General features: G+C 71.7%; 20 protein-coding genes. 5 read left to right on the forward strand and 15 right to left on the reverse strand.

The features are described 5' to 3' along the window. Positions 1 to 202 precede the first annotated feature (202 nt). From ACH442_RS05280 to ACH442_RS05330, 11 genes are all read right to left on the reverse strand, one after another. Positions 203 to 1549, reverse strand: a complete 1347-nt coding sequence (locus tag ACH442_RS05280) for an MFS transporter (protein WP_396336656.1) — start codon at positions 1547 to 1549, stop codon at positions 203 to 205. A gap of 194 nt (positions 1550 to 1743) precedes the next feature. Further along, on the reverse strand, positions 1744 to 2577 hold the full coding sequence (locus ACH442_RS05285; RefSeq protein WP_396336657.1) for an alpha/beta fold hydrolase: 834 nt from the start codon (positions 2575 to 2577) through the stop codon (positions 1744 to 1746). 99 nt (positions 2578 to 2676) lie between these two features. After that, positions 2677 to 4908, reverse strand: a complete 2232-nt coding sequence (locus tag ACH442_RS05290; protein ID WP_396336658.1) for an ATP-binding protein — start codon at positions 4906 to 4908, stop codon at positions 2677 to 2679. A 98-nt stretch (positions 4909 to 5006) separates the two neighbouring features. Continuing rightward, positions 5007 to 5657, reverse strand: coding sequence for an FHA domain-containing protein (locus tag ACH442_RS05295; protein ID WP_396336659.1), 651 nt, complete (start codon positions 5655 to 5657; stop codon positions 5007 to 5009). Then, entirely contained in the window at positions 5654 to 6919 is a 1266-nt protein-coding gene (locus tag ACH442_RS05300; protein WP_396336660.1) for a VWA domain-containing protein, read from the reverse strand. The genes ACH442_RS05295 and ACH442_RS05300 overlap by 4 nt, the downstream gene beginning before the upstream one ends. Positions 6920 to 6929: 10 nt before the next feature. Beyond that, positions 6930 to 8228 carry a PP2C family protein-serine/threonine phosphatase gene (locus ACH442_RS05305; protein WP_396336661.1) on the reverse strand — a complete coding sequence of 433 codons (1299 nt, stop codon included), beginning with the start codon at positions 8226 to 8228 and terminating at the stop codon, positions 6930 to 6932. Positions 8229 to 8263: 35 nt separating this feature from the next. Then, positions 8264 to 10636, reverse strand: coding sequence for a tetratricopeptide repeat protein (locus ACH442_RS05310; RefSeq protein WP_396336662.1), 2373 nt, complete (start codon positions 10634 to 10636; stop codon positions 8264 to 8266). Beyond that, entirely contained in the window at positions 10633 to 11814 is a 1182-nt protein-coding gene (locus ACH442_RS05315; RefSeq protein WP_396336663.1) for a hypothetical protein, read from the reverse strand. Before ACH442_RS05315 ends, ACH442_RS05310 begins: the two co-directional genes overlap by 4 nt. Further along, positions 11811 to 12773, reverse strand: a complete 963-nt coding sequence (locus ACH442_RS05320) for a glutamate ABC transporter substrate-binding protein (protein WP_396336664.1) — start codon at positions 12771 to 12773, stop codon at positions 11811 to 11813. Before ACH442_RS05320 ends, ACH442_RS05315 begins: the two co-directional genes overlap by 4 nt. A 26-nt stretch (positions 12774 to 12799) precedes the next feature. After that, positions 12800 to 14107, reverse strand: coding sequence for a hypothetical protein (locus ACH442_RS05325; RefSeq protein ID WP_396336665.1), 1308 nt, complete (start codon positions 14105 to 14107; stop codon positions 12800 to 12802). A gap of 166 nt (positions 14108 to 14273) precedes the next feature. Next, positions 14274 to 15821 carry a long-chain fatty acid--CoA ligase gene (locus ACH442_RS05330; RefSeq protein ID WP_396336666.1) on the reverse strand — a complete coding sequence of 516 codons (1548 nt, stop codon included), beginning with the start codon at positions 15819 to 15821 and terminating at the stop codon, positions 14274 to 14276. Positions 15822 to 15981: 160 nt separating this feature from the next. Between ACH442_RS05330 and ACH442_RS05335 the strand changes: the two genes are divergently transcribed. Continuing rightward, the gene (locus ACH442_RS05335) at positions 15982 to 17199 is read left to right on the forward strand and encodes an EAL and HDOD domain-containing protein (RefSeq protein WP_396336667.1); all 1218 of its coding nucleotides are present in this window, start codon (positions 15982 to 15984) and stop codon (positions 17197 to 17199) included. Between the two features lie 44 nt (positions 17200 to 17243). On the opposite strand, the gene ACH442_RS05340 is transcribed toward ACH442_RS05335, so the two are convergent. Together ACH442_RS05340 and ACH442_RS05345 are read right to left on the reverse strand one after the other, a co-directional pair. Further along, positions 17244 to 17822: a hypothetical protein gene (locus tag ACH442_RS05340; RefSeq protein ID WP_396336668.1), complete on the reverse strand. Its 579-nt coding sequence runs from the start codon at positions 17820 to 17822 to the stop codon at positions 17244 to 17246. 69 nt (positions 17823 to 17891) lie between these two features. Further along, positions 17892 to 18737, reverse strand: coding sequence for a DUF1028 domain-containing protein (locus ACH442_RS05345; RefSeq protein WP_396336669.1), 846 nt, complete (start codon positions 18735 to 18737; stop codon positions 17892 to 17894). Positions 18738 to 18858: 121 nt separating this feature from the next. Here ACH442_RS05345 and ACH442_RS05350 point away from each other — a divergent pair, with 121 nt between their 5' ends. Genes ACH442_RS05350 through ACH442_RS05360 form a run of 3 tightly spaced genes read left to right on the forward strand, consistent with a single transcriptional unit; the run spans position 18859 to position 20813 of the window. Next, the gene (locus tag ACH442_RS05350; protein ID WP_396336670.1) at positions 18859 to 19185 is read left to right on the forward strand and encodes an ArsR/SmtB family transcription factor; all 327 of its coding nucleotides are present in this window, start codon (positions 18859 to 18861) and stop codon (positions 19183 to 19185) included. A 2-nt stretch (positions 19186 to 19187) separates the two neighbouring features. Continuing rightward, positions 19188 to 19676 (forward strand): SRPBCC domain-containing protein, encoded by a 489-nt coding sequence (locus ACH442_RS05355; RefSeq protein ID WP_396336671.1) that lies wholly within the window; start codon positions 19188 to 19190, stop codon positions 19674 to 19676. A 21-nt stretch (positions 19677 to 19697) separates the two neighbouring features. After that, entirely contained in the window at positions 19698 to 20813 is a 1116-nt protein-coding gene (locus ACH442_RS05360; RefSeq protein WP_396336672.1) for a 5-methyltetrahydropteroyltriglutamate--homocysteine S-methyltransferase, read from the forward strand. A 414-nt stretch (positions 20814 to 21227) separates the two neighbouring features. Here ACH442_RS05360 and ACH442_RS05365 read toward each other — a convergent pair whose 3' ends face one another. Continuing rightward, positions 21228 to 22694 (reverse strand): diguanylate cyclase, encoded by a 1467-nt coding sequence (locus ACH442_RS05365; RefSeq protein WP_396336673.1) that lies wholly within the window; start codon positions 22692 to 22694, stop codon positions 21228 to 21230. Between the two features lie 52 nt (positions 22695 to 22746). After that, positions 22747 to 23325 (reverse strand): TetR/AcrR family transcriptional regulator, encoded by a 579-nt coding sequence (locus tag ACH442_RS05370; RefSeq protein ID WP_396336674.1) that lies wholly within the window; start codon positions 23323 to 23325, stop codon positions 22747 to 22749. A gap of 91 nt (positions 23326 to 23416) precedes the next feature. Here ACH442_RS05370 and ACH442_RS05375 point away from each other — a divergent pair, with 91 nt between their 5' ends. Beyond that, positions 23417 to 24862 carry an MFS transporter gene (locus tag ACH442_RS05375; RefSeq protein WP_396336675.1) on the forward strand — a complete coding sequence of 482 codons (1446 nt, stop codon included), beginning with the start codon at positions 23417 to 23419 and terminating at the stop codon, positions 24860 to 24862. The last annotated feature ends 296 nt before the right edge of the window (positions 24863 to 25158 follow it).

Here is a 25158-nt window from a genome sequence, read left to right on the forward strand (position 1 = left end):
AGCGGCTTGACGCCCTCTCCGGGCCGCTGCCGGTTCCGCTCCAGGCGGAGCGAGCCGGATGACGACGCCGGGCACCGGTCAGCGCCTCCCGGCCGGTGCCCAGCGTGATCATGAGGCCTCGTCACAACGGTGGGGCCCGGCGTGCTTCTCGCGGGTGGTGCTGAGCGTTTCCGGATCTGCCGGTCCGGGAACGCGTCCCTGTTCAGGGGCGGCTGGTCGACCGGCCGGCGAGCGACAACGATCGCCACGCCGCGGCGGTCACCGCGAGCATCGCGAAGGCCGCGATCCAGAACGGTGTCGTGACGTCCCAGAGCTGGGTGAACACCGCCCCGAGCAGCCAGCCGATCGCGGCTCCGCCCGTTTCGACCAGGCCGAACACGCTGCCGACGCGGCCGCGCAGGTGATCAGGAACGGTCCGCTGCCGGATCGCGGCGACGAGCACGCCCCAGATCATCGTGTGTACGCCGAAGATCACGATGATGCCGCCGGCGATCAGTGGACTGGTCGTGAGCGCGAGCGTGAGATGCGTGACGACCTCGACGATCAGACCGGCCCGCAGGATCGTCGCGGTGCCGGATCGACGGGCCAGGCGGGCGGCGATCCCGGCCCCGGCGAGACCGCCCACGGCGAACGTGGTCAGCAGGAAGCCGTAGCCGACATCGGTCAGGCCGAGGCGTTCCCGGGCATAGAGAACGAACACTGCGAAGGCCGCGCAGAAGGCGATGTTGGCGACGCCCATCGCGACGGCGAGCGCCCGTAGCAGCCGCTGACCCCCGAGCCATCGCAGCCCTTCGGCGATCTCCGGCCGCAGCCCGCCGCCGGGCCGAGCATCAGCCTGCGCGACGGACCCGACGGCCGCATCGAGAGCGGCGGGTGGAGCCTCGGCAGTCCCGTCGTCTGCGGGGGTGGGCGCACCGTGCGCGGCGGATGCAGTGTCGGCCGGACGGGACCCCGTAGGCCGATCGCGGTGCTTCTCGGATTCTCCCGGAACGAGATTGACGCGCGGAAGGCCGGCGATCAGCACCGCCGCGGCGACGAACGTGGCCGCGTCCAGCCCGAACGGCACCGCCGCCGCCACCCCGTAGAGCCACGCCCCGAACGGCTTGGCCACGAACTGGTTGGCGATCGTGAACGTCGCCCCGAGCCGAGCGTTGGCCCGTTCCAGCTCGGCCGCCGGGACCACCGCCGGCAGCAGCGCCCCGTAGGCGGTGTCGGCGAGCGTCTCCCCGACCCCGAGCAGAAAGGACGCCAGGTAGATCAGCGGCACGGACACATGACCGGAAGCGATCACCACGGCGAGTCCGGCGAGCACCCCGCCGCGCAGCAGGTCGACGGTGACGATCAGCCGGCGCCGGTCGAGCCGGTCCACAACGGCGCCGCTGACGAGCGAGAACAGTAACCAGGGGAGTTGCGCGGCGAAGGCTCCGCCGGCGATCAGCGCGGGCGAGTCACTGACGGTGGCGAGCAGCAACGGGCCGGCCACCACGGTGACGCCGTCGCCCAGGTTGGAGATCGCAGCCGCGGTCCAGAGACGGTTGAAGGGACGCAAAAGTGCTCCTCGGGCCAGGATGAACGGTCGGGTGGGACCGCTCGCGGCGAGGAGTCAGCGCCGAGGCGTTTTACCGAACGGCGCGCTCTCGCGGCGAGGCGGCGACCGTGTCCAGGTGAAGGCGCATGTGTATCCCTTCCGGAAAGCAAAGATCGGCGTGCGGGAATGTCACCCCGCACGCCGATCAAACTACCTCAGGCGGCGTAGCTGTTGAGGAACTCCAGCAGGTCCTGGCCCAGCTGCTCCTTGTGCGTGTCGGTGATGCCGTGCGGCGCCCCGGCGTACACCTTGAGCTCGGCGCCCTTGACCAGCGCGGCGGACGCCTTGCCACCGACCTCGAACGGCACGACCTGGTCGTCGTCACCGTGGATGACCAGCGTCGGGACGTCGAACTTGGCCAGGTCACCGCGGAAGTCGGTGGCCGAGAACGCGGCGATGCTCTCGTACGTGTTGTGGTGCCCGCCGGTCATGCCCTGCAGCCAGAACGAGTCCTTCATGCCCTGCGACACCTGCGCGCCGGGACGGTTCGCGCCGAAGAACGGGCCGGCCGCGAAGTCCTTGTAGAGCTGGCCGCGGTCCTTGAGGGAGCCTTCGCGAATACCGTCGAACACCGAGATCGGCAGGCCGCCCGGGTTGTCCTCGGTCTGCAGCATCAGCGGCGGGACCGCGGAGACGAGCACGGCCTGCGCGACGCGGGCAGTGCCGTAGTTGCCGATGTAGCGGGAGATCTCGCCACCACCGGTGGAGAAACCGACCAGCGTCACGTCCCGCAGGTCGAGGGTTTCGATGACGGCGGCCAGGTCAGCGGCGTACGTGTCCATCTCGTTCCCGGTCCACGTCTGGTCCGAACGCCCGTGACCGCGACGGTCGTGCGCGATCACCCGGTAGCCGTTCTGCGCGAGGAACAGCTGCTGGGCCTCCCAGCTGTCCGCGTTCAGCGGCCACCCGTGGCTGAGGACGACCGGACGGCCGGTGCCCCAGTCCTTGAAGTAGATGTTCGTACCGTCGGAGGTGGTCACGTAACCCATGGGAGTCCTTTCACAACCGGCGCGCACCCCGTCGGCGCGGCCGTGCTCCCATGCAATCAGTGCCCCCGCACGCGGACCACGCAGAACAATATGCAGAACTCAGAGCTCGGCGAGGTTCTGCCGCGCGATTTCGACCCTTTCCCGGTACGCCGAACCGCGCAACAACGCCACGACCTGCTGGAACGAGGGCCGGGCCTCCTCACGCCGCCCGAGCGCGACCCGCGCCCGCCCGATCGTGAGGTGCAACTCACCGAGGTATCCGGCGTAGCCGAAGTCGGCCGCGTCCGGCAGGGCGGTCTCCGCCTCGCGCAGCGCGTCCGCCCAGCGGCCGAGACCCGCGTACGCCTCGGCGAGGATGCACCGCGCGCTGACCCGCCCGCTCAGCGCCGGCCGGGCCGAGACCGGCCGGGTTGCCAGCTCGCGCAGCGCCGCCGTGCACTCGGCCACCGCCTCCTCGTGCCGGCCGAGCCTGGTGAGGATCCGCCCGATGCCCGGCCCGGTCTGCACGTGCCCGTCGTGGTCCTCGGCCGCGTCGAAGAGCACAAGCGCCCGCCGGTAGGTCGCGAGGGCCCGTTCCAGCATGCCGTCGGCGTGCCGCATCGCGTCCCCGGCGTAGCGCAACGCCCACGCCTGTTCCTTGACGTCGCCGAGTTCGACCGCGACCCGGTGCGCGTCCATCGCGATCTCGGCGCCTTCGTCGGGGCGGCCGGCGCAGTGCGTGGCCGCCCACGAGTAGTAGTTGATGTGGGTGACCTCCTGCCGCCGGTCGGGCAGTTTCGCGGCGGCGGTACGGGAGAGGCCGTACACCTCGTACCAGTAATCGGATCTGACGTATTTGTCGGAGTACCAGTGCATCGCCTCGGCCAGGTCCACCACCAGCTGGTACTGCCCGCTGCGGGCGGCCGAGCGCAGCGCGCCGAGCCAGTTCGTCCGCTCGGCCTGCAGCCACGCGTCGGCTTCCTCGGGGCCGGCCGGCGCGACCAGCCCGGCCCAGCCGTCGGGCAGGCTGCCGTATCCGGGCTCGAACCAGCGCCCGGCCACGATCGCGGTCTCCAGCAGCCAGTCCGCCATCTTCTTGGCGATCGCCGCGCGGGTCCCGGACGGCTCCTCGATCCGCAGCCGCTCCTGCGCGAAGAGCCGCAGCAGGTCGTGGAAGCGGTAGCGTTCCGGCCCGGACTGCTGCAGCAGGCCCAGGTCGACCAGTTCGTCCAGCCCGTCCGCGGCGTCGTCGAGGTGCCGGCCGGTGAGCACCGCCGCGACCGGGGCGGCGAAGTCGACCCCGGGCACGTGCGCCAGCCGCCGGAACAGTTCCCGGCCCGGATTGGTCAGCTGGGCGTGCGACAGCGCGAACGCGGCGGCCACCCCGAGGTCGCCGGTCGACAGGTTGGCCAGCCGCCGGTCGGCGTCGGCGAGCCGGGCGACCAGCTGCTCGACGCTCCACGCGGGGCGGGTGGCGAGCCGGGTGCCGGCGATCCGCAGCGCCAGCGGCAGGTGGCCGCACAGCCGGGCGACCGCCTCCACCTCGGCGGCCGCGCGCGGGTCGGCGGCCTGCACGGCGATGGCCCGCAGCAGCGCGGCCGACTCGTGCGGGGCGAGCGGGGCCAGCGCGATCCGTTCCACCCCGGCGAGACCGCCGAGCACCCGCCGGCTGGTGACCACGGCCAGGCTCTCGCCCTCGGCCGGCAGCAGCGGCCGGACCTGCGCCTCGCTGCCGGCGTTGTCCAGCACCAGCAGGCAGCGCCGTTCGCCGAGCACCGCGCGCAGCTGGCTGGAACGTTCGTCGTCGGTCTCGCCGATGCGCCGGGAGCCGACCTCGAGGGCGCGCAGCAGCCGCAGCAGCGCGTCGCCGGGAGTGACCGGTTCGGCGTCGGTGCCCCGCAGGTCGAGGTAGAGGATGCCGTCCGGGTACCGGTCGCGCAGCTGGTCGGCGAGCCGCACGGCCAGCGCCGTCTTGCCGAGGCCGGGCTGCCCGTGGATCACGGCGACCGGGGCCGGGCCGAGGCCGGCGAGCGCGTGCCGGCGCAGCCGGTCCAGTTCGTCGGCGCGGCCCACGAAGTCGTTGATGGCGCGGGGCAGCTCGCACAGCCGGGGCCGCCCGGCGGACCGGGTGCGCTCCTGGCGGGCGGTGTCCTCGAGGTCGCCGAGCTCGGCCGGGTCCAGCCCGAGCCCGCCGGCCAGGGCGGTGAGCGTGCGGGCCTGGGGCGCCTTGCTGTGGCCGCGTTCCATGTCGCTGATCGCGCGGGCGCTCACCCCGGCCGCCTCGGCGAGTTGTTCCATGGTGAGCCCTGCGGCTCTGCGCAACTCGCGCAGCCTGCTCCCGAACTCCGACACGGCCACACCAAAACACATGAGGGCGCGGGCCCGCAGCGGCCGGCGTCACGTTCGCGCGGGACGGGCCGGTCCGCGATCGGCGGGCCGGCCCGTCCCGGTCAGGCGCCCGGCGGGGCGTGCAGCGTCAGCGTGGTCCACACCCCGACGTGCACCTGGTCGCCGTCCTTCAGGGCCCGCGACTGCCCCGCGCTCAGTGGCAGGTCCTCCTCGTTGATGTACGTCCCGTTGGTCGACCCCAGGTCGGTGACCAGCCACACCCCGTCGGTGTTGAGGGTGAGCAGAGCGTGGTTGTGCGACGCCCCCGGGTCGGTGTCGGCCAGGTCGATCTCCGGGCTGGTGCCCTTGGTCGTGCTCTTGCGCCCGATCCGCACCTGCGGCGGGGCCAGCGTGACGATCCGTTCACCGGTGTCGGCCGGGAACGTCACACCGTCCACCTCGTTGAGCGCGAAGTACGCCGCGTCGGCGATCAGTGTCGCCGTCCACTCGCCGACCGGCGCGACCGGTTCCGGCAGCACCTCGGTGAGCTGCGGCATCTTGCCCGACGTGTAGTCGTACCCGCAGTCCTCGCAGAAGCGGGCCTGACCGGCGCGAGGCGTCGCACAGTTCGGACATTCCTCGCCTTTGGGCGTCGCAACAGCAGGGGCGGGCGAGGCCGCCGCGCTCGACGAGCCGTCGATCTTCGCGCCGCACGTGTCGCAGTAGTCCGCCTCGGCCGAGACGTGCCCGTTCGGACAGGGGTAGGAGCTCACTGCGACCGTCCCACACGCACCGTCTTGGTGCTCTGGGTGTCCAGCGCCATCTCGTCCTCGGCGTTGACCTTGCGCCGCAGCCGCACCGTGCCGGTCGCCGCGTCCTCGATCTCCACCACCTTGCCCAGCAGTTCCTCGGTGGCGGTGTTGCCGCTGGCGTGCGCGAGCTGCGCGGCGCGACCGAATTTGATCGTCGCGGTCCGGTCGTCGCCGGCGTCGCGGGCGGCGATGCCCTCCTGGATCGCGTCGGCCAACTCGGCCTGCCCGGTGTAGTGCGCGACCTGCCGGTTGATCCGGGTCGACAGCGCGGTGTCCTCGGTCCACACCGCCCGGACCAGGCTCTGCGCGTGCACGGTGTCGCCCTCGACCACGGAGATCCGGGCGGCCAGCATCTCGTCGCCGGCCTTGCCCGACGGCACGTCGATGCAGACGTGGTAGTCGCGGCTCTCCTGACCCCACGAGCCGAGCGGGTATCGAGCGGCGCGCGGCCCGTCCTCGACCCGCTTGCCGGTCAGGTCCAGCACCTGCGGCTCGACCTGCTTGACGAAGCGGACCGTGGCGTTGACCGGCGTCCACACCTTGAGCTGCACGTCGGCGCTGGTCTTGCCCATCGCGTTGGTGATCATCTGCTCGAACGCCGCGGTCAGCCCCTCCGGGTGGGCCACGATGTCGACCGTGCCCAGCATCGCCGTGGCGATCTTGCGGAGCTCGGAGACCTTCCAGTTGGTGCCGACACCGCGGCAATCGCAGATGAACCGGCCGGCGATCTGCTGCAGCACGCTCTCCAGGTAGCCGTACCGCTCACCGTTGTCACCGTCGGTGAGCAGGATGCAGTGCTTGATGTCGCCGGGGCGCTGCTCGAAGAGCTGGCCGGCCAGCAGCAGCCAGGCCCCCATCGCGGTGCCGCCGCTGGCCTGCAGCCGGTCGACGGCCCGCAGCGCGTCGGCCCGGGACTGCGGCGTCGCGACGGCGAGCTGACCCGGGTCGGGGAAGAGCTGCTGGGCGGTGCTGACCCCGGCGATGATCGCGAACCGGACGCCGTCGTCCAGCGCGTTCACCGCCGCCTTGGCGGCCTGCCGGGCGTTCGCCATCCGGCCCTCGGCCTGCATCGACCCGGACGCGTCCACGATGATGATCTCGGTGGCCTCGGCGGTCCGGCGACCGCCCTCACCACCCGACGAGGTGACCGTCACGATCGCGTTCACCTCGCTCGCCCCCATGGCGAGATACTCGTTCTGGAAAGCCTCGGCGCTGTAGGACACAGAAGACTCCTTATGCTTCGCTGGGCTCGTCGGCCGGGGTCTCGGCGTCGCCTTCGGCGTCCGCCACGGTCTGCGGGTGTACGGGCACGATGGCCACGGTGATGTTGTCGGCGCCGCCCGCCGAGTTGGCGTAGGTGACCAGCGCCCGCGCCGCCTCGAGCAGCGGCCGGGAGCCGGTCGCCAGGCCGAGCGCGGAGCGCACCGCCTCGCCGAAGTCCTCCGGATCGGTCAGGTAGTTCCACAGCCCGTCGCTGCAGAGCACCAGGTGACCGGGGGTGCGGGCGGTGAATGCGCCGAGGTGCGGGATGATCGGCCCGGCGTCCGCGCCCAGCCACGCGGTGATCGCGTGCGCCTTCGGGTCGTTCATCGCGACCCGCGGGTCGGCGCCCATCGCGATCACGTGCCGGGCCCAGGAGTCGTCCTCGGTGAGCTGCTCGGCCGGCCCGCTGTCGGTCACCCAGTAGGCGCGGCTGTCGCCGACCCAGCCGAAGCCGACGTGCGGCCCGCGCACCGCGGCGGCGACGATCGTGCAGGCCGGGTTCGACACCGTCCGCCGCGGGTCGCCGCTCTTCACCAGCTCGGCGACGGCCTGGCCGGCACCCTGGATCGCCATCCCGACCACCTCGGCGATCGGCAGAGCCGGATCGGGCGGCGTCGTCCCCTCCGCTCCGCTGCCGGCTTCCGGCTCGTCCACTCCCTGCGCTTCCCGCGCGATCGGGGGTACGTCCTCGAGCGGCACCGTAGCGTCGTCGTCGCCCTCCGCGCCGGCCGCGGCGGTCACCTCCTCCGGCGTCCCGGCGTGCGCGGCCGGACCGCACGGGTGCTGCGCCCGGGCGAGCAGCTCCCCGGCCGTCTTCGCGGCGATGTCGGAGGCCACGTCCGGGTCGAACGACGACGAGACACCGTCACAGACCACCACGTCGGCCGCGTCCGCCCCGACGGCGAGCCACATGGCGTCCTCGTTGCGGTGGTGCCGGCGGCCACGGTCGCTGACCGCGGCCGCTGCCACGTCACCGTCGGCCTCGGTGTGATCGCGGGGGCGCCCGGCGAGCAGGCCGCACTGCTCGCAGTAACCGTCCGTGTCGACGGCACCGGCCGCGCCGCAGTGCGGGCAGTCGCGCCCCTGGCCGCGGCCGGTTCCCGGGCCGGGAGCGGGGGCTTCGTCCGTACCCTCCATCGGGTTTTCCCCGCCCGCAGCGGAGCCGTCACCGGGCAGCGCGGTCTCGCCCAGCGGGCGCCCGCACGCCTCGCAGAACGAAGCGCCGGAGGCGCGCCCCTCGGCACAGGAGTCGCACTCGGTCAATATCAAGGTGCCTTCTCTCGCAGACGGTGCCATCAGTGCTCTCAGGTGCGTGTCCGCGGCCGGGCCGCGTTCGCCAGGTCGACCAGGCGGATCCGGTCCGGCCCGTGCGCGGCGCGGGCCATCTCGCGGTACGCGTCCTCGAGCGCGAACCGCACGTCCTTCTCCCCGGTCTCACCGGTCTTGGCGCCCCCCAGCACCGCCGCCGGAATCCTGGAACCGCCGCGCAGCGAGGTCAGCGCCTGCTCCAGCAGCTCGGCCCGCAGCTCGGCGAGCTGGGCCCGCTCCACCTCGAGCCGCTCGATCAGCGCCGCCGCGTCGGTCAGCGACTGCACGTCGACCTGCGCCACCGGGTGCGCGCGGACCAGTGCCCGCACCGCGCCGACCTGCGAGATCGCGTACGCCGACGAGGTGCCGGGCACCCGCTGGTAAGCCTCCACCGCGCCGGCCCGGTCCCCGTTCGCCAGCCGGCAGCGCGCCAGCCCGGCCGCCGCCGTCGTGTATGCCGGGTCGGTCCGGCTGACCACGTCGTAATACCCGGCCGCCACCTTGTGCCTGTCGTCCAGCTCCTCGGCGAACCCGAGCGCGAGCTGCGGCGCCAGTTCGCCCGGCAGCGCCCCCCAGACCGCGTCGAACCGGTCGCGGGCGGTCACGAAGTCCTTGCCGGCCAGTGCGAGCAGCCCGTCGTACCAGGCCAGGCGCCAGTCCTGCCCGTCGATCGCGGCGAACCGGTCGCGGGCCTGCGCGGCCGCCTCGAACACGCCGGTCCGCGCGCCCAGGTCGATCCGCGCCCGCAACGCCCGCAACCGCACCTCGACCGTCTCCTGCGGGGCGTGCTTGAGCAGCGAGAGAACCTCGGCCGGGTCGGTCACCGTGATCGAGGCGAGGAACCCGGCCGACGGGTCGGCCAGGTCGATCAGCGGGGTCGGCAGGTCCTGCCAGCGCGGCGCGTCCGACTTCAGGTCGGTGCGCAGCTCACCGGTGAACACCTTGGACGGCGCCGGTTTCGGCGCGCCCTGGGCGGCGACCACCTGCCGCAGCACGCCGAGCATCTGCTCCTGCATCTCGGCCGAGTCCACGAACCGGTCGTCCGGGTGCGGGCGGGTCGCCCGGTCGACCAGGCGGTAGAACGACTCGTGCCGCTGGTAGACCTCGAACGAGTCGCGGTCCGGCAGGCTCTCCTTGAACGTGCTCTGGTAACCGCGGAAGTCGGTGGTCAGCACGGCCAGGGTGCGGCCGATCGTGTAGAGGTCGGAGGCGATCGACGGGCCGTCGGTCGCCATCTCCGGCGCCTGGTACCCGACCGTGCCGTAGAGCGCGGCCTCCTGGTCGTCGATGTGCACGACGCCACCGAGGTCGATCAGCTTCATCTGGTCACCGGACTGGATCACGTTGTCCGGCTTGAAGTCGCAGAAGATCAGGCCGCGCTCGTGCAGATAACTGAACGCCGGCATGATCTCGATCAGGTACTCCAGGGCCTGGTCGAGCGGCAGCGGGTCGGCGTTCCCGCCGTTCGCCTCGCGGCGCTCCTTGAGCATGTCCTTCAGCGACTTGCCGCCGACATACTCCATCACGATGTAGCCGGCGCCGTCGTGCTCGGCGAAGTTGTAGATCTTGACGATGTTCGGGTGCTCGACCTGGGCCAGGAACCGCTGCTCGGCCAGCGCGGCGGCCACCGCGTCCTCGTCGGCGGAGTTGAGCAGGCCCTTGAGGACGCACCAGCGCCTCGACACGTTCAGGTCGATGGCCAGGTAGACCCAGCCCAGACCGCCGTGGGCCAGGGCGCCGGCCACCTCGTACTGCCCGCCGACGATGTCGCCCTTGACCAGTTTCGGGGTGAAGTTGAAGCCCTCGCCGCAGTGCGGGCAGAACCCCGACGTGCGGCCCGGCCGGTCGCCGCGCGAGCGGCCGACCGGGTTGTTGCACTTGGCGCAGTACCGCTTCGACTCCGGGACCTCGGGGTTCGCCATCAGCGTGCTCGCCGGGTCGACCGTGGCGATCGGGGCGATCTCGACGAGTCCACTGCCGAAGCGACGGCTCGAGCCGGTGCGGCCGCTTCCGCGGCGACTTCCGCCGGTACGCGTGGACAACGCCCCGGTCCCGGTGGTGCGCGACGAGCTCTGCGTGCCGGTGCCGGTCGTCTCCGTGCGCGGCTTCGGGATGTGCACCGGTGCGCTCGCGGCCGTGCCGGCCGTGCCGGCCGTGCCGGCCGTGCCGGCCGTGCCGGCCGGGGCGAGCCCACAGGTGTCGCAGTAGCCGTCCTCGATCGTGCCGGTGCACCCGTCCCGCCGGCACTTGTCGTCACTCGCCGCGACCTGCGGCGTTGCTTCGCTCGGCGCCGGTCTGGCCGGGGCGAGCCCGCAGGTGTCGCAGTAGCCGTCCTCGATGGTCCCGGGGCAGTTCCGCTGGCATTTCATGACCGGGCATCCCTCGCGATCGTGGCGGTCAACATTTCCTGGTACGCGTTGACGGCCGCGCGAGCCTGCTCCAGCTCGCACGGCGCGGTGTAGAGGAGGGTCCGGGCCCGCTCGGCGAGCGGGGTCAGCTGCGAATTCTCGCTCAGGCCGTGCCGCAGGGCCTTCGCCTGGTAGGCGCTGAGCCGCCCGCGCAGCTCGGCCCGGTCGGCCAGCAGCCGGTCGTTGTGCGTGCGGACGACCGTGAGCGCGGCCAGCCGCTCCTGCGCCTCCCGGCTCCACCGGGCCAGCCGCGGGCTGATCAGCGCCCACTGGCCGGCCGCGGCGAGCGCCTCCACCGCGGCCAGGTCGGGACGCAGGTTCACCGGGCGGATCGCGGCGATCTGCGACGGCGGGAAACGGCCGTCGACCCGGTCACGGGCCTCGCGCATCTGTTTCTCGGCCCGGTCCAGCTCGTCGGCCCGGGCCCGGGCGTCGGACAACCGGCGGTTCAACGAGTCACGCAGCTCGATCGCGGAGGTGCGTTCGGCGTCGGCGCGGGCGATCAGCTCCCGTACGCGATCGAGAATCGACGCGTCGGCACCGAGCGGATCGCCGGCCAGGGTGCTGGTCAACCCGCCGAGCAACCGGTCGGCCTGATCCAGCAGCGTCGCCGGGGAACCCGCGTCCCGGGCGTGCTTCAGCGCGGCCGCGGCGTCGGCGGCGGCCGGCAGCAGCCGCTGCCACGCGGCCGCGGCCCGGGTCGCCACGTCGATCGCGATCGTGAACGAGCGCTCCATCGCGGCCAGCAACTCGGCCGGCGAGCACGTGGTGGTGACCTGACCGGCGCCGAGCAGGCCGCGCTGGGCCAGCGGCACCGTGGTCGTGGAGAGCAGGATCGACGGACCCAGCACCTCGTGCACGAACTTCGCGCGGTCGCTGTCGCTGAGCCGGCGCTGCCCGCGCAACGCCTGCGCCCGCGCGATCGACTCGGAGAGCAGGCGGAACCCGTCCCAGAGCGTGGCCAGCGCGGCGCTGGCATCCGCCCACTCGGTCGCGGTGCGGCCGGTCAGCGTCGTGCTGTCCAGGTCGTGGCGGGCCGGCAGCTGGTCGAGCTCCACGAGGTTGCGGGACATCGCTTCCACCGCGGTCTCGAGGCGCGCCAGCTCGGCGTCGGCGGGAGCCACCGAAGGAGCCGTCATCGGTACTGCGCCACCGGTGGCTTCGGGGCCGTGCCACCCAGCCACTTCTCGTAGGTCCTGGCCCACGTGCCGTCCTGCGCCGCCTTCACCAGCACAGCGTTGACGAACTGGGTGAACTCCGGGTGTTTCTTGTTGATCGCCATCCCGTACGGCTCCTGGGTGAACCGGTCACCGATCACCATCGCGTACGGGTCCTGGGCCGCCATCCCGGCCAGGATCGTGTCGTCGGTGGAGATGGCGTCCACCTCGTTCTGCTGGAACGCGACCAGGCAGTCGCCGAAGGTCGGCCTCGCCACGGCGATCGGAGCGCTCTTCACCTTGCCGATGTTGTCGTACGACGTCGAGCCCGCCGCCGAGCAGATCTTCTTCTGGCCCAGGTCCTCGATGGTCTTGGCCGTCGAGTCCTTCCGGACCAGCACTTTCTGCCCGGCCTCGTAGTAGATCGCGGAGAAGTCGACGTCGTTCCACCGGTCGCAGGTGGCGGTCATCGTGTCCGCCACCAGGTCCACGTGCCCGAGCAGGACCTCGTTGACCCGCTGGTCGTACGCGATGACCTTGATCTCCAGTTTGTTCGGGTCGCCGAAGATCGCCTGGGCGATCAGGTGCGCCATGTCGACGTCGAAACCCTCGATCCTGCCGGTGAACGGGTTCCGTGAACTGAACAGCAGCGTGTCCTGGCTGGTGCCGAGGATCAGGCGGCCACGTTTGCGGATCTCGGCCATCCACGAGTCCGCCGGCATCTGCCCCGGCGCCGGCAGCGCGCCGGCCGGGCGCAGGCTCGCCCGCGGATTGCAGTTCGCGGCGGGCGCCGGGGTCGCGGCACCCGCCGCGCCGGGCTCGGTCACGGCCGGGGCGGCGGTCACCTCGTCGTAGCGCGGCGACGAGTCGCCGGAGCAGCCGGCCGCGCCGAGCAGCAGGGCGACGAGGACGGCGATCGGGGCCAGGCGCATGCGCGTCATCACCGCTCTTCCTCCAGTAGGGCGCTTCACCGGTACTCCTCCAGGCGGGCACGGATGCCGAAGAACGCCAGCGCGCAGATGCCGAGCGCGAGCAGCGGGCCGATCAGGGTCAGCAGGTCGAGCCACTCGCCGGCCGCGCCGATCTGCTCGGTGAACGCGGCCTCACGGTTGTCGATCGCGTCCTCCAGCGTGGTGCGCAGATCGCCGAACTGCTGCGACGCCTTGTCCCCGACGGCCAGCGCCACCGCACCGTCGTAGTCGCCGCCCGTGCTCAACTCGCGCACCTGGTCGTGCGTGGCCAGGTAGGCGTCGTGCTGCTGTCGCGCCGTCCCGGCGAAGTTCCGCGCCGGGTCCAGGCGCTGATCGTCGAAGTCGATCGTGCCCGTGGCCCGGTCGAAGTCCTGCTCCTTGTCCGCGGAACCGCGCGCCGCCAGGGTCAACGCCTCGTCGGCGCGCTCGGTCAGCACCGCGATGTGGATCCGGGCGAACGACGCCACCGGATCCGAACCCTGCCGGGCGGCGTCGCCGAGATGACTGCGCTGATTCGCGAAGACCGCCCCGGTCAGCAGGATCAGCAGCGCGAACAGCCCGGTCGCGGCGACCAGCGGGACGTTGAACGTGCGGTGCGTCGTCCGGCTCAGGTAGCCCTGGCTCCAGAAGAGCCCGACGCCGAGCGACACGACCAGCACCAGCAGCAGGATCAGCCACCACGAGCTGTGCGCCGACTCGTAGCCCGCGTCGATCTCGTCGGTCGCGATCCGGAACAGTGCCTGCGCCTGCGGCTGCAACGTGTCCCGGTTGAGCTGGGAGGCGGCGGTCAGGTAGGAGGCGCCGAGCGGCAGGCCCTGACGGTTGTCCGCGCGGGCGGTGGCGACCAGCGCGGCATATTTCGCGGTGCCGACCGCGAGCGCGTCGATCGCCTTGGCCGCCTCGCTGCCGGCCGGGACCAGCCGGGCCGCGCCGGCCAGCGAGGTGCCGGCCGCGGCCAGATCCGCGTCGTAGCGCTGGGTCAGCGCGTCCGGCTCCAGGCCGCCGGCCAGGAACGCCTGCGCCGCGGTGGTGTCCGCGTCGGCCAGCGCGGACCAGACCGACTCGGCCCTGACCAGCAGCGGCTGGGCCCGATCGCCGAGCCCGGCCGTGCCGGAACTCGCCGCGTGCGCGGTCAGCCCGGCGACCAGGCCGGTCAGCAGACCGAGCGTCAGCAGGACGGCCAGGATCAGCTGCAGGCGGCCGGGGGAGGTGCGGCGCAGGCTCGCGACCCGGTGCAGGAGTCCCCCGGACGGCGGTGCATACGCCGCGGCCGGTGGGGTCCGTTGCGCCAGGGCTGTGGTCACGCTTGCCTCCTGTACGCCGCGGGTGCCTGCCCGTCCACTGTGCGTCACGGATGCAAGCGATCACGGGGGGCCTCGCGGCCTCTTTCGTGGGTGCGAGTCTAGGGACAGCCGACGCCCGGCGGGATACCCCACCGGGCGTCGTTCTCGCCGCGTTCGGCCTGGACCGTCAGCTCAGCTCGCGCTTGAGCAGCTTGCCGGTCGCGGTCATCGGCAGCGCCTCGACGATCTTCACGATCCGGGGGTACTTGTAGGAGGCCATCTGCTCCCGTCCCCACGCCACCAGTTCCTCCTCGGTGACCGTCGCGCCCGGGTGCAGGATCACGAACGCCTTGACCTCCTCGCCGTGGCTGGGATGCGGCACCCCGATCACCGCGGCGAGCGAGACCGCCTCGTGCGTGATCAGCACCTCCTCGATCTCCCGCGGGTAGACGTTGAAGCCACCACGGATGATCATGTCCTTGGCCCGGTCGACGATGTAGTAGTAGCCGTCCTTGTCGCGCCGGGCCAGGTCACCGGTCCGGAACCAGCCGTTGTTCAGCACCTCGGCCGTCGCCTCGGGCCGGTTGTAGTACCCGTTCATGATGTTGTGGCCGCGCACCGCGATCTCGCCGATCTCGTCCGCCCCGGTGACCGTGTTCCACTCCGGGTCGATCAGCTTCACCTCGACGCCCCAGATCGGGATGCCGATCGAGCCGGGGCGCGGCTCGCTGTCCGGATCGCTGAACGTGGCGACCGGAGAGGTCTCCGACAGGCCGTACCCCTCGAGGATGGTGACCCCGAAGCGTTCCTTGACCGCTTTGATGATCTCCACCGGGAGGCTGGAGCCGCCCGAGACCGCGACCCGCATGTTCCGGGCGATCCGCTCCACGTCGACGTCGTCACCGAGGGCGTTCAGCAGCCCCCAGTACATCGTCGGGACGCCGGCGAAGAACGTCACGTCCTCGCTCTGCAGCAACTGCACGGCGGCCTTCGCCTCGAAGCGCGGCAGCAGCACCAGCGTGGCCGCGACGGAGAAGCCGGCGTTCATGTTCACCGTCGAGCCGAACGAGTGGAACAGCGGCAGCACCAGCAGGTGCGTGTCGGTGCCCGGCTCCGACTTGAAGAGCCGGTTGCAGGTCAGCGCGTTCAGCACCAGGTTCGAGTGGGACAGCTCGGCGCCCTTGGCCTGACCGGTCGTGCCACTGGTGTAAAGGATCACCGCGGCGTCGGTCTCGGCGCGCAGCACGGTCGCGAAGACCGGTCCGTGACCGGCCAGCGCCTGCCCGAGCGTCTCGGCGCCCTCGATCGGCGAGGCCGCCGCCGGGTCCGCGGTCACCAGGAAGAAGTGCTCGCAGCCGTCGGCTCCGGTGAAGCCGGCGTGCCCCTCGGCGCCCATCGGCAGGTCGGGCGTGCCCTGGAAGCAGAAGTACGCCTTGGCCTCGGAGTCCTTCAGGTGGTACGTGATCTCGCGCCCCTTGAGCAGCACGTTCAGCGGCACCACGACCGCGCCGGCCTTCAGGATCCCGTAGTAGATCACCGGGAAGTACGGAAGGTTGGGGCAGGAGAGCGCCACCTTGTCGCCCGGCTGGATGCCCCGCGCCACCAGCATGTTCGCCACCTGGTTGGCCGCCGCCTCCACCTGGGCGTAGGTCAGGCGCTGCGGGCCGAGGACCACCGCGGCGCGCTCCGGGTGGCGGCGGGCGCTGTCCTCCAGAAGAACGGAGAGGTTGAGCATCCGGTGGAATCCCTTCAAATGGTGCTGTGACGGCGGTCTCATCCCAGCACGCGAGGCGCGTCCGCGGAACCCACCGTTTCGCCGAGGTTTCCTCGCGGCGACTGACTGTTTTCCTGCGCGGATTCGTCAGGTCGCCGCGATTTGTGCCGATGGCGACGGCGTGGGAATTCCGGTGATGGATGCGGTGCACGTCGGTCGTCAACCGATCTTTGACGCCTCGGGCGCCGTCGTCGCGTACGAGCTGCTCTTCCGCGGCCGCATGGACGACGTGGCGTCCGGCCGGCAGGATACTTATGCCACCAGCACGGTCATGATCAACGCCTTCACCGAGTTCGGCATCGCCGAGGTCGCCGGGACGCGTCCGTGCTTCATCAACCTCACGCGCGAGTTCGTGACCGGGCGGCTGCCGTTGCCGTTCGGCCCCGAGCAGGTGGTGCTCGAGGTGCTGGAGACCGTCGCGGTGGACGACGAGGTCATCGAGGGGATCACCTCGCTGGCCGAGGCCGGTTACCGGATCGCCCTGGACGACTTCGTCTGGGGTTCCGGGCACGAGCAGCTGCTCGGGCTGGCCTCCTACGTCAAACTCGACCTGCTCGACGGCGACCTGAGCCGGCTCGGCGAGATCGTCGCGGCCTGCCGCCAGTACGCCGGGATCCAGCTGGTCGCGGAACGGCTGGAGACCGCGGAACAGATCGCGATCGCCGACCGCTACGGCATGGAACTGCGCCAGGGGTACGCCCTGAGCCGCCCCCAGGTGCTCACCGCGCCCAGCCTCTCCCCGTCGCGGTTGCGGCGCCTGGAGCTGGTGGCGGCCCTGATGTCGCCGGACGTCCCGCTCGAGAAGATCACCTCGATCATCGTGAGCGACCCGGCCCTGGCCATGCGCGTCCTGCGGGTCAGCAACTCGGTCGCGGCGGGCGTGGTCAGCCGCATCTCCTCGGTCCGTCAGGCGGTCATGCTGGTCGGTCTGACCCGGATCCGCCGCTGGGCCACGCTGATGGTGGTCGACGACGTCGCCGAGGCCCCGGAGGAGCAGCTGCTCACCGCGCTGACCCAGGCCCGTCTCTGCGAGAACCTGGCCCAGCGCTTCAGCGCCGACCCGGGCGCCGCGTTCGTGGCCGGCCTGGTCACCGGCATGGGCCGCCTGATGGGCTTCACCGCCGAGCAGATGGTCGAGCACCTGCCGCTGACCGCGGACGTCTCGGACGCGCTCACCCACGGCACCGGCCGCCTCGGTCAGGTCCTGAACGCGGTCCGCTCCTACGAGGCCGGCGAACCCGGCTCCGAGGACCTCGCCGTTCCCGCGCTGGACGCCATGCGCTGGTCCACCCTGACCCTGACCGCCGCCCACCGGTTCAACCCGAAGCGCCGTCGCTGACCGGGAGGCCGGGCCCCGGCCCGGTCATGCCGTGGCCGGCCGGTTCAGCGTTCGGTGACCGCGCTGATCGTCACCAGCAGGCCCGCGGTCAGGTCGTAACGGTCCCGCGGCACGACCCGGGGGATGCCGGTGGGCGCGGGCGGCGGTGACAGCGGTTCCGGATTCCCGCGGTAGGCGGGCAGCGCCGCCACCTGTGTCGTCAACGGCCCGGGGAAGTGCAACCGGCCGGTGTCGCGCGAACCGGCCAGGTACAACGTCAGGTCGATCCCGGCCGGGACGCCCGGCTCCCAGCCGGGGAAGACCGTCTTGAACTCGGCGTGACCGTGCGGGTCGGTCACCTGGGCGCCGTGCAGGAGCGGACCCGCCGCGCCGGGCGCCCGGTGGGAGATCGCCAGGACGGCACCGGGGAGCGGCCGGTCCACCGCGTCCAGCACCCGTACGCGCAGCATCATCGGGATCCCGGCGTCCGCGGGGGCGAGTTCCCGCCGCACCACGAACCGCTCCTCCGGGCCGGGCTCCGCGGGCTCGAGCCGGCAGATCGCCGGCATCGTCCCCGGGAGATCGAGCGTGATGATGGTGCGCCGGCTCAACACCGGCGCGGTGGAGCGATCCTCTGATCCCATTTGTCCCGCCGTCCCCCGACAGTTACGTCCCCGTAAATGATCATTCCAGGGCGGAAACGACGGGATGCACTATTTGCCGGAAATGGTGGCGGCGCGAAGATGCGCCAGTACCAGCGGGTCGATGGAACCGGGAACGATCCGCATCTCCAGGTTCTCGATCCCGGCCCACGATTCCAGGGCCGCGTCCAGGTCGGCGTCCTGATGCCCGAGGTCGGCGAGGCGCTGGAACACCTCGGCGGCGACCGGGCCGGTCAACGGGATGAGCACCGCCGGATCGGGCCGCTCGAAGTAGAGCGTGTGCATGGTCAGCAGCCGGGACAACTCGGCGACCGGATCGGGGTGATCGTCGACGCGCAGATCGACGAGGACGTCGCTCGTGCCGCCGTACCCCTGGCCCCTGGCGACCACCAGCAGCGCCGCGCTCTGCCGCCCACGCCGATCGCCGCCGGCCTGATCCCCGGCATGCAGCGCCTCGACCAGCCGGTATGCCAGCCGTGACTCGTGGCCGGACGCCAGCCACGCCTTCTCCATGTCACCGACCACAGCCGCGCCGGCCAGCATGTTGCCCTGGATGGCATACCCGTCCCCGGCCGTCCCGCCGGCCCACGGATGGCAGTCGTCACCGGTGAACGTCGCCCCGTTCCCGCCCGTGCCGACGACCCCGACCTGGCGGTGCCCGACCGGCCCGTCGTCCGCGGCGATCAGCGCTCGGACCGCGAAGTCGGCGGGCACTCCGGACGAGAGCAGGGCGAGACCCTGCGGCCGGTAGGCCAGATTCGCGTACGACTGCGTCGCCACCGCCCCGACGTCGGCCAGCGCGGCCGGCACCGCCGCGCCGACGCCGAGGAATTTGCTGGCCACCGCGACACCCAGGGCCTTGCCGTCCGCAGACCGGCCCACGATCGAGAACGTCATGGGCGCACGTTATCCGACCGACGTCATGGCCGCATAAACGGATAAAAGCTATTAAAAAGGACAAATTTGGGAATGGTGAACGGCTTGTGATCATGGCGGGTCGCGACTAACGTACAACCACATGGTTGTAGGTGAGGGCGGCGAGGATCGGATCTTCCACGCGCTCGCCGACGCCACCCGGCGCGACATCCTGGCCCGCGTCTTCCGCGCCGGCATGTCCGTCACCGCCCTGGCCCGGCTCTATCCGATGAGCTTCGCCGCGGTGCAGAAACACGTGGCCGTCCTGGAGCAGGCCGGCCTGGTCACCAAGGAACGGCGCGGTCGCGAGCAGATCGTCCACGGCGAGCCCGACACGCTGCGCGGTGCGGTCGGCAACCTCATGGACGCGTACGAGCAGATCTGGCGGCACCGGGCCGCCCGGATCGCGAACATCCTGGAGGAGGAGTAACCATGCCGGTCACCGAGACGACGAAGAACACCGAGGAGTTGACCCTCACCTTCGTCACCGACTTCGACGCCCCGATCGAGCAGGTCTGGGCCGTCTGGGCCGACCCGCGCAAGCTGGAGCGCTGGTGGGGCCCGCCGACCTGGCCGGCGACGTTCACCCGCCACGAGTTCGTGCCGACCGGTTCCGCGCGCTACCACATGACCGGCCCGGACGGGACGAAGGCGCACGGCTGGTGGACGATCACGACGATCGAGGCGCCGTACCGGCTGGAGTTCGACGACGGGTTCGCCGGCGACAACGGCGAGCCGATCGAGGGGGACCTGCCGGTTCACGGCGTCGTCACCCTCGACGAGGTCGGCGGCCGGACGCGGATGACCGTCGTCAGCCACTTCCCGGACGTGGACACCTTCGACCGCCTGAGCAAGATGGGCATGGAGGAAGGCATGCGCCTGGCCCTCGGTCAGATCGATCGAGTTCTTTCCAACGGCTGATCCAGGGTGTTGAGTGGGGGGATGACGCCACCGTTCCGGGCGGATCATGTCGGCAGCCTGCTCCGCCCGCCCCACCTGCTCGAGGCCCGCACCAAGCGCGCGACCGGCGAGATCACCGCCGAGCAGCTGCGCGCGATCGAGGACGACGCGATCCGGGACGTGGTCCGGATGCAGCGCGACGTCGGTTTACGATCAGCGACCGACGGCGAGTTCCGCCGGACCGCCTGGCACATGGACTTCATCTACCGGCTGGGCGGCATCCGGCCGACCGACGAGAAGATCCAGGTCCACTTCCGTAACGCGGACGGCGAGCTGGACTTCGAGTCCGCGGCGCTCGCCGTCGAAGCGCCGATCCGGCTCACGGAGACCATTTTCGGTCAGGATTTCGCGTTCCTGCGGGCCGCCGTCGGTTCCGACGTCACCGCCAAGCTGACCGTCCCGTCGCCGAGCATGGTGCATTACCGCGGTGGCCGGGCCGCCATCGACCCGGCGGTCTACCCCGACGAGGAACGGTTCTGGGCCGACCTCAGCGCCGCCTACGCCGAGCAGGTCCGCCGCGTCGCCGCGATGGGCTGCCGCTATCTGCAGCTCGACGACACCAGCCTCGCCTACCTCAACGACCCGGACCAGCGCCGCCGGCTCACCGAGCGCGGCGACGACGCGGACCACCAGCACCTGCGCTACATCCGGCAGATCAACGCCGCGATCCAGGACCGCCTGGCCGGCCTGCGGGTCACCACGCACATGTGCCGCGGCAACTTCCGGTCGTCGTGGGCGGCCGAGGGCGGCTACGACTTCGTCGCCGAGGCGCTCTTCAGCGAGCTGGCCGTCGACGGGTTCTTCCTGGAATACGACGACGACCGCTCCGGCGGGTTCGCGCCACTGCGCTTCGTGCCGCCCGGCAAGATGGTCGTTCTCGGTCTGGTCACCACGAAACGCGGCGCACTCGAATCCAAGGACACGCTGAAGCGCCGCATCGACGAAGCCGCGAAATACGTCCCGCTCGACCAGATCTGCCTCTCCCCGCAGTGCGGCTTCTCGTCGACGGTCGAGGGCAACGCGCTCACCTACGACGAGCAGGTGGCCAAACTCCGCCTCATCGTCGAAACCGCGTCAGAAGTGTGGGGCGGCCGATAGGGATCACGCCGTGCGGTGGCCGCTGACGACCTCCGCGACCGGCCAAATCAAGATCAAATGCCTGGTGTCCTACGTCCGCCGTGGTCCTTCTCCGCCGCTCCCGCGGGGACCCTCCCGGGCTGAGCAGGGCCGTGGCCGGCCCTGAACGCTCAGCCCGCGAGGGCGACCTCCGTGGAGGGGCACGGTCAGAGCAAGAACCCGTCCAGGGCCCGGAGCCGGTCGAGGACCCCGGCCGGAAACCGGACGCGCCCAGCGGCCCGGTGCGGGCAACTGGGCACGTCCGGTCGGCAGGGGACCGGCCGGCTCGGTGGTGACTGGCTGAGCCGGGTGGTGAGCGGCCGGGCCGGCGGGCCGGTCGGGCGCATGGTGACCGGCCACCACGCGGGGGGACTCGCGTGGTGGCCGGCGGGGTGGTCAGGCGGCGGCGGCGGCCACTCGGTCGCGGCCGGCGTTCTTGGCGGCGTAGAGTGCGCGGTCCGCGGCCAGGACCAGTTCGTCCGCGTCGCGCAGGGCGGGCAGGCCGGCGGCGCCGATGGAGACGGTGACGCTGCAGAGCACGCCGTCGCTGACCGCGATCGGAGCCGCGGCCACGCCCCGCCGGATCCGTTCGGCGACCTCGAGCATCTCCTCGGGGCCGGCGCCGGGCAGCAGCATCGCAAACTCCTCGCCGCCGTACCGGGCCGCGAGGTCGCCGGGCCGGACCAGTTCGCGCAGGCGGTGGGTGACCTCGATCAGCACCCGGTCGCCGCCGCCGTGCCCGTACGTGTCGTTGACCTGCTTGAAGTGGTCGATGTCGAGCAGCAGCAGCCCGACCGGCTCCCCGTGCCGCCCGGCGCGGTCCACCTCGTGGCGCAGGGTCTCCTCGAAGTAGCGGCGGCTGCGCAGCCCGGTCAGCCCGTCGGTGATCGCGGCGAGCCGCTGCAGTCGCACGAGACCCGCCATCCGGGCCAGGACCAGCAGGAACAGGACGATGCAGACCGCCGCGGCGACGACCACGTGGGGCTTGCGTCCGCTGAGGTGCTGGATCAGCAGGGACGCCGGTGCGGTGACCGCGGCCACGGCCAGGACGATCAGGCGCCCGGTGGTCGCGTCGGGCGTGTCCGCGTTGGAGCGGACGACCAGTTTCGGGGCGGACGGGTGCAGCAGCGCCGCGGCCATCATGAACCCGGCGGTCATCCAGATCGCGTCGAGGTAGTTCGCGACGTGGTACGTCCCGTTGAGCGACTGGATGCTGTAGATCGTGTCGGCGAAGAGCACCAGGGCGAGGTAGCCGCCGATCAGGCGCAGCGAGAAGCTGCGCGGTCCGGCGCCGAGGATCAGCCGGGCCCCCACCATGATCAGCATCAGGTCGCCGACCGGGTAGGCGGCCGAGACCAGCTGGGTGAACGTGCCGGAGGTGATCTGGACCGTCGGCGCGATGATGTGCTCGAAGACCAGGTAGCCGGCGCCGACCGCGACGATCGCGGCGTCGATGGCGCTGGCGCCGTCCCAGCCGGGCGTGCGCCGCCGGATGATCAGCAGCAGGCCGGCCGCCATCAGGGGGTAGGCGGCGAGGTACCCGATGTCGGCGACGCTCGGGTAGGCGACCTCCCCGTCCACCAGGGCCAGGAAGTAGAACGTGATGTCGGCCGCCACGCTGGCGATCCCGGACGCGGCGAGCAGCAGCATGATCGGGCGCAGTTCACGGTCGCGCCGGGCGACGACCAGGGCGGACACGGCGAAGGCGGCGTTGGCGCTGACGTAGAGGGCGACCTGGGTCCCCGGCAGCGCGCCGAGGTGGACGAGAAGGTAGTACGCGGCGATGGCGACCGGCGCGGCAGCCAGGCAGAGGTGCCACGCTGCCACGCGCCGGGCCGCCACCGCGCTCACGGCATTGCTCATGGTGCAACAGTGCCGACCGGGGGGTTCATGTCCGGAGCGGCTCGGGTGCGGTTCAGGTGCCGGCTGCGTCCAGAATCGCTTCGAGGTGGGCCATCGGGTCGGGCAGCCCGCCGCGCAGGCAGTCCTCGTACCAGACCCGGAACGCCGCGGTCGCGCAGCCGACCACGAGCCGCCGCCGCCAGTCGTCCGGGTCGGCACCGGGGTGGCGGGCGGCGAGCAGCGCGGCGATGTTCGGGTCGCTGTCGGTGCGGACCACGACTTGGGAGACCTTGAGATGGGCGGACTGCTGGGCGACCGTCCGCAGCGCGGTGAGCAGTTCACGGCGTTCGACCACGAACCGCGCGACCCGGGTCATCGCCTCCCGCATCACGGCCCGGTCGTCGTCCCCGGCCGGCGCCGCGGCGATGTAGTCGGTGGTGATCGCGGTCATCTGCCGGACCGGCTCGGCGACCACGTCCTCCTTGCCGGCGAAGTAGCGGTGGAACGTCCGCGGGGCGATGTCCGCCTTCGCGCAGATGTCGCCGACCGTCACGTGGTCGTAGCCACGTTCGATGAACAGCTCCCAGGCCGCCCGCACGGTCGCGATCCGGTTCTGTTCACGCTTGCGGTCCCGAAGGCCGGTGATCTCCATCTCACGCATTCTCCCGCGTTGCCCATCGGCAACCAACTCGTGGCACGCTCTGCCTCGTGGCAGAGTCTGCCACGAAGTTGAAGGAGCCCTCATGTCCCAAGCCGCTGTGGCGCGGTCGCAGGAGCCCGGCGCGAAGCCGGAAGCCTCCTGGACCGGCAAGCAGATCATCGTCCTGCTGGTGATCGGCACCGCCGCGCTGATGGTGTCGCTCACCCAGTCCCTGCTCGTCCCGGTGCTGTCGGAGCTGGGCGTGGACCTCAACGCCGGCAGCGACGGCATCGCCTGGCTGCTCACCTCCACCCTGCTGGTCGGCGCGGTCGCGGTGCCCGCCTTCGGCCGCCTCGGCGACCTCTACGGCACGAAGCTCATGGTGCTCGTCTCGCTCGGCGCCCTGATCATCGGCTCGCTCGTGTGTGCGCTGTCCGACTCGCTCACCCCGATGATCGTCGGCCGTGCGATCGTCGGCCTCTCCGTCGCGACCGTCCCGCTGAGCATCAGCCTGGTCGGCGTCACGCTGCCGCGCGAGCACTCCGGCGCCGGCATCGCCCTGATCAGCGCCATGCTCGGCGTCGGCGGCGCGCTCGGTCTGCCGCTCTCCGGCCTCGTCGCGGAGTACGCGGACTACCACGTCCTGTTCTGGATCTGCGTGGCCGGCGGCATCCTGGCCGTCCCCGGCATCGTCGTGCTGGTGCCGAACCCGCCGCGCGCCGGCAAGGGCAGCATGGACATCGTCGGCACGATCCTGCTCGGCGGCGCCATGCTGTCGCTGCTGCTCCCGCTCGCGCAGGGCTCGAAGTGGGGCTGGAGCGACCCGCTGACGATCGGCCTGCTGGTCGCCGCGGCCGTGCTCCTGGTGGTCTTCGTCCTGGTCGAGCTGAAGCTGAAGTCCCCGCTGGTCGACGTGCGCACGACGGCCCGCCCGGCGCTGCTGCTGACCAACGTCGCGTCGCTCTTCGTCGGCTTCGCGCTGTTCGCGACGCTGATCGGCACCGCGACCTACGTGCAGATGCCGGCCGTCACCGGCTACGGTTTCGGCAAGTCGATCCTGGTCGGCGGCCTCTGCATGCTGCCCGGCGGCATCATCATGCTGCTGCTCTCGCCGCTCTCGGCCAAGCTGGCGCCGCGCACCGCCCTGATCATCGGCTCCCTGATCATCGCGGTCGGTTTCGGTTCCCGGATCTTCCTCACCGGCAGCCTGTTCGAGGTGATCCTCGGCGCGACGATCGCCGGCGCCGGCACCGGCATCGCGTACGCCGCCATGCCCGGCCTGATCTCGCACGCCACGCCGCTCTCCGAGCTCGCCGCGGCGAACGGCCTCAACGCGCTGTTCCGCAGCGTCGGCAGTTCCCTCGCGAGCGCTGTCGGTGGTGCGATCCTCGCGGCCAAGACGCTGGACCTCGGCGGCCACGAGCTGCCCACCCTCGGCGCGTACCAGCTGCTCTTCGGGCTCTGCGCGGGCGCCGCGATCCTCGCCGCGCTGCTCGCCCTGGTCATCCCGAAGCACTCGGCGACGGCCGACGCGGCGCTGCCCGAGTAGTCCGGGCACTGCCCACCCTCCCCGGAATCGATACGGCCGGCGGCCGGGCGCCGGCCGCGTCCCCCGCGGTCCGCTCGTTCCTCACGCTCAGGACAAGGTGCGCGTACGCGGGTCGGAGCGCGGCTTCACGCCGTACGCGCCAGCCTGTGATCTTGGCCGGAAGCGTGAGCGCGGGCCGCGGCCGTGACCGCACGCCGGCTGCCGGACATGTTGCGCGGTCGATGCGAGGGTTGGCACGAAAGCGGTATGTCGCAAGATCAATGCCTCGTTACGCTCGCCCGGCACAACGACGTATT

The organism is Actinoplanes sp. NPDC020271, assembly GCF_044388125.1.
GTDB lineage: Bacteria > Actinomycetota > Actinomycetes > Mycobacteriales > Micromonosporaceae > Actinoplanes.